Genomic DNA, 3497 nt, shown 5'->3' with positions numbered 1-3497 from the left:
CGCCGGTAGCGGGCGTGCAGGGCCTGGTGGCGGTGGTGTAGGTCGCCGAGGGCGGCCATCAGGGCCCGTAGGTCCAGCTCACCCTCGATCCACCAGGTGGTCGGGCAGACCAGTTCGAAGGGGAGCACGACGCACTTCGCGACGGACGGGGTCAGCGGGACGGGCTTCGACGGGCCGGGACGGCCGGTGACGGACGGCGCCGGCTCGGCCCCGGGGCGGCGGGGGGCGGTGGCGAGCCAGCGGGCCAGCCCCTGCGGGGTGGGGGTGCGGTGGATCTGCGAGACGGGCACGGCGACGTCGGCGGCCTCGTCGAGGGCGACAGCGACGGCGGCGGACTGCAGGGAGGTGCCGCCGAGGTGGAAGAACCCGTCGAGTGCCCCGACCCGGTCCAGCCCGAGAACCGTCGCGAAGATCCCCGCGACGAGGCGTTCGGAGTCGCTGGCCGGTTCGGTGTATGGCACGTCGAGATCGGGACGGCGCGAGCCCGGCTCCGGTAGCGCCCGTCGGTCGATCTTGCCGGTGCCGCCGGTGGGGAACCGGTCCAGGACCATGATCACGGCGGGAACCATGTAGGGCGGGAGCACGGCAGCGGCGTGTGCCCGCAGGTCGGCGGTGACGGGGACGCGGCCGTCGCGCCCGGTGACGTAGCCGACGAGCCGGGCGGTGCCCTGGTCCTCGCGACGGGTGACGACGGCGGTGCCGACGTCCGGGTGTTGTTCGAGAGTCGCTTCGATCTCACCGAGTTCGATGCGGATGCCGTTGACCTTGACCTGGTGGTCCATCCGGCCGAGGATCTCCAGCGCTCCGGCGGCGTTCCACCGGCCGAGGTCGCCGGTGCGGTAGGCGGTCCCGCCGCCGTACGGGTCGGTGACGAACCGCTGGGCGGTCAGTTCGGGGCGGTTGAGGTAACCGTCGGCGACGCCGGCGCCGGTGATGAGGATCTCGCCGGGGACGCCCATGGGGACGAGGTCGAGATTGGCGTCGACGACGCGGATCTGCCGGTTGGGCATGGGTCGGCCGATGGGCACGTACGCGCCGGGCCAGCCCTTGGACGCGTCGAACCAGGTGCAGGCGACGGAGGCCTCCGCGGGCCCGTACGCGTTGATCAGGCGGGCACCGGCGGCCGTCCAGCGTTGCGCCATGCGGGGCGGAATGGGTTCCCCGGCGAGGGTCACGCACGTCAGGCTGGGGCAGTCGGCGGGATCGACGGCGGCGAGGTTCGTGGGTGGGCAGAACGCGTGGGTGGCCTGCTCCTTGGCGATCAGCTCCGTCAACCGGCGGGCGTCGAGCAGGTCGTCGCGGGAGCTGACGACGACGCGGGCGCCGGAGGTCAGCGCGGTGTAGATCTCGCCGAGGGCCACGTCGAAGACCGGGGAGCAGGAATGGAGCATGCGGCTGTCCGGGCCGACCGCGCACTCCTCCCGCATCCAGGTGACGAAGTTCGTCAGGTGCTCGTGGGTCAGCACGACACCCTTCGGTGTCCCGGTCGAGCCGGACGTGTAGATCACGAACGCCGGCCGGGACGGGGCCACCACCGGCAGGTCGGCCGCCTCGGCCGCCGCAAGGGTGGGCCAGTCGACATCGAGGGCGACGACCCGTACGCCGTCAGGTCTGGGGACACGCGGAGCGACCTCGCCGACGGTGAGGACGACCCGAGCGCCGTGGTCGGCCAGCAGCATCCGCATCCGGTTCGCCGGCCAGGACACGTCCATCGGCGTGTACGCCGCCCCGGCGCGCAGCACCGCCAGGGTGGCGACGAGGGTCCACATGCTGCGGTCCAACGCCAGCGACACCACGTCCCCGGGCCGTACGCCCATCGACCGTAGCTGCGCGGCCAGCGCCCCCGAGCGACGGGCCAGCTCCGCGTACGTCAGCACCTCCCCGGCGGCGACTCCGGCCACCGCGTCCGGCGTGCGTCGCGCCCACTCGAGCACCAGCTCGTGCAGCGGCTCACCCGGCACCGGGCGGGCCGGGCCCCGGCCCCACGCGAGCAGCCGCTCGCGCTCGGTCGCGTCCAGCAGCGGCAGCGCGCCCAGCGGCATTCCGGGTTCGCGGACCCCGGCCGACAGCAACGACACGGTCTGGTCCACCAGACCCCGCACCCAGTCCGCCGAGAAGCCGTCGGCAGCGTAGTCCACCCGGAGCGCCGACCCGTCCCCCGCGACGGTCACCACGATGTCCACGTCCACCACGTCCGGCCCCACCTCGGCCACCGGGGCGTCCACCAGCCCGACCACCACCGGCCCCGCCGCGCCCGTGTCACGCGTGACCGGGCCGGTCAGCGCCGCGGCCACCCGCGACGTCAGCTCGCCGAAGCCCGGTTCATCCGCGACGTCGACCCGCAGCACGCCGCCCGACGACAGACCGACCGCCACCTCGGCCTGGCCGGTGTACCGGGCCAGCACCCCCAGCAGACCGGCCAGCAGCACCGCGCCGGGGGAGCGCGCCCCCGCCGGGACGGGCAGGTCGACCGGCCGGTACGCGGAGGCCGCCCGGGCCGGCCACGCGGCCGGCCGGCGCAGGTCCCCCATCAGGTCGAGGATCTCGAAGCCGGGCCCAGCGACATCCGTGGCCTGCGCACCGACGATTCCGACAGACATTGAGCCAGCCTCCGATCAGGGCCGGCGCCACCCAGAGGGGCGCGCCGGAGGGGACAACCACGAACTCTCGGGACAACGGGCCGCGTGCCACGCGACGACGAGCGGTCCGGTACGCAAAGGCGGACGGTCAGTCGGCGGTGGGTGTACCCGCCGGCCCGTCTTCGAGGAAGCGCAGCATGTGATGGTTCAGCTCCTCGGCGAAGCTGTACGGCAGGTAGTCGGTGCGGATGGTGACGCGCAGGAGAGCATGGTCGACGCGGGGCAGCACCTCGACCGTGAGCCCGTTGGGCACCTCCCGGGCGTACGGGTCGACGACCTCCTCGGCCCGGCAGCCGGGCAGCTCCAGCGGCACCACCACGTTGTCCTGGAACACGAACGTCGGCAGGCTCGCGACCACCTCGCCGGAGAGCCCGGCGGCGGGATCGTCGGCGGTCTCCGCGAAGGGAACGTCCTGGGCCCGCATGAGATCGCGGATCGTCTCGTCGACCCGCAGGACCAGCTTGTCGTCCTGCGGCCCGTCGAAGCGCACCCGCACGCAGTTGAGGTTGAGCCGGGTGGTGAACGCGGAGTCGAGGACGCGGCTGCCGCGCTTGGCCACCACCATCAGCAGGGCGATGTCGTCCTGCTGATGGATGGCGCGCAGCGCCGAGGCGAAGGCCGCCACGAAGTAGCTGGAGCGGCTGAAGCGGTGGTCGCGGGCGGCCCGGTCCCAGCGGTCGAGCACCTCGGGGGTGACGGTGACGGTGTGGCCCGCCTTCGGTCCCCAGGCGAGGGCCTGTTCCAGGGGCGCGGTGGCCGGGCCCGTGCCTTGGCGGGGCAGGTCGCGTAGTTGTTCGCGCCAGTAGGTTCGTTGGGTTTGCAGGTCGGCGGCGTCGCGTAGGCGGGTGTATTCGTCGT

At 73.5% G+C, this 3497-nt stretch carries 2 protein-coding genes; both read right to left on the bottom strand.

Going from position 1 to position 3497, the window contains the following annotated elements; genetic code table 11:
* On the bottom strand, nt 1-2600 hold a 2600-nt coding region (locus IF06_RS0131620; RefSeq protein WP_030275430.1), incomplete at its 3' end, for a non-ribosomal peptide synthetase.
* 127 nt (nt 2601-2727) lie between these two features.
* Nucleotides 2728-3497, bottom strand: a 770-nt coding sequence (locus IF06_RS0131615; protein WP_030275428.1) for a condensation domain-containing protein, incomplete at its 5' end; no start/stop codon positions are given.

The sequence above is a fragment of the Micromonospora globosa genome (genome assembly GCF_000717585.1).
GTDB lineage: Bacteria > Actinomycetota > Actinomycetes > Mycobacteriales > Micromonosporaceae > Micromonospora > Micromonospora aurantiaca.
This window is presented reverse-complemented; position numbering and strand designations above follow the sequence as displayed.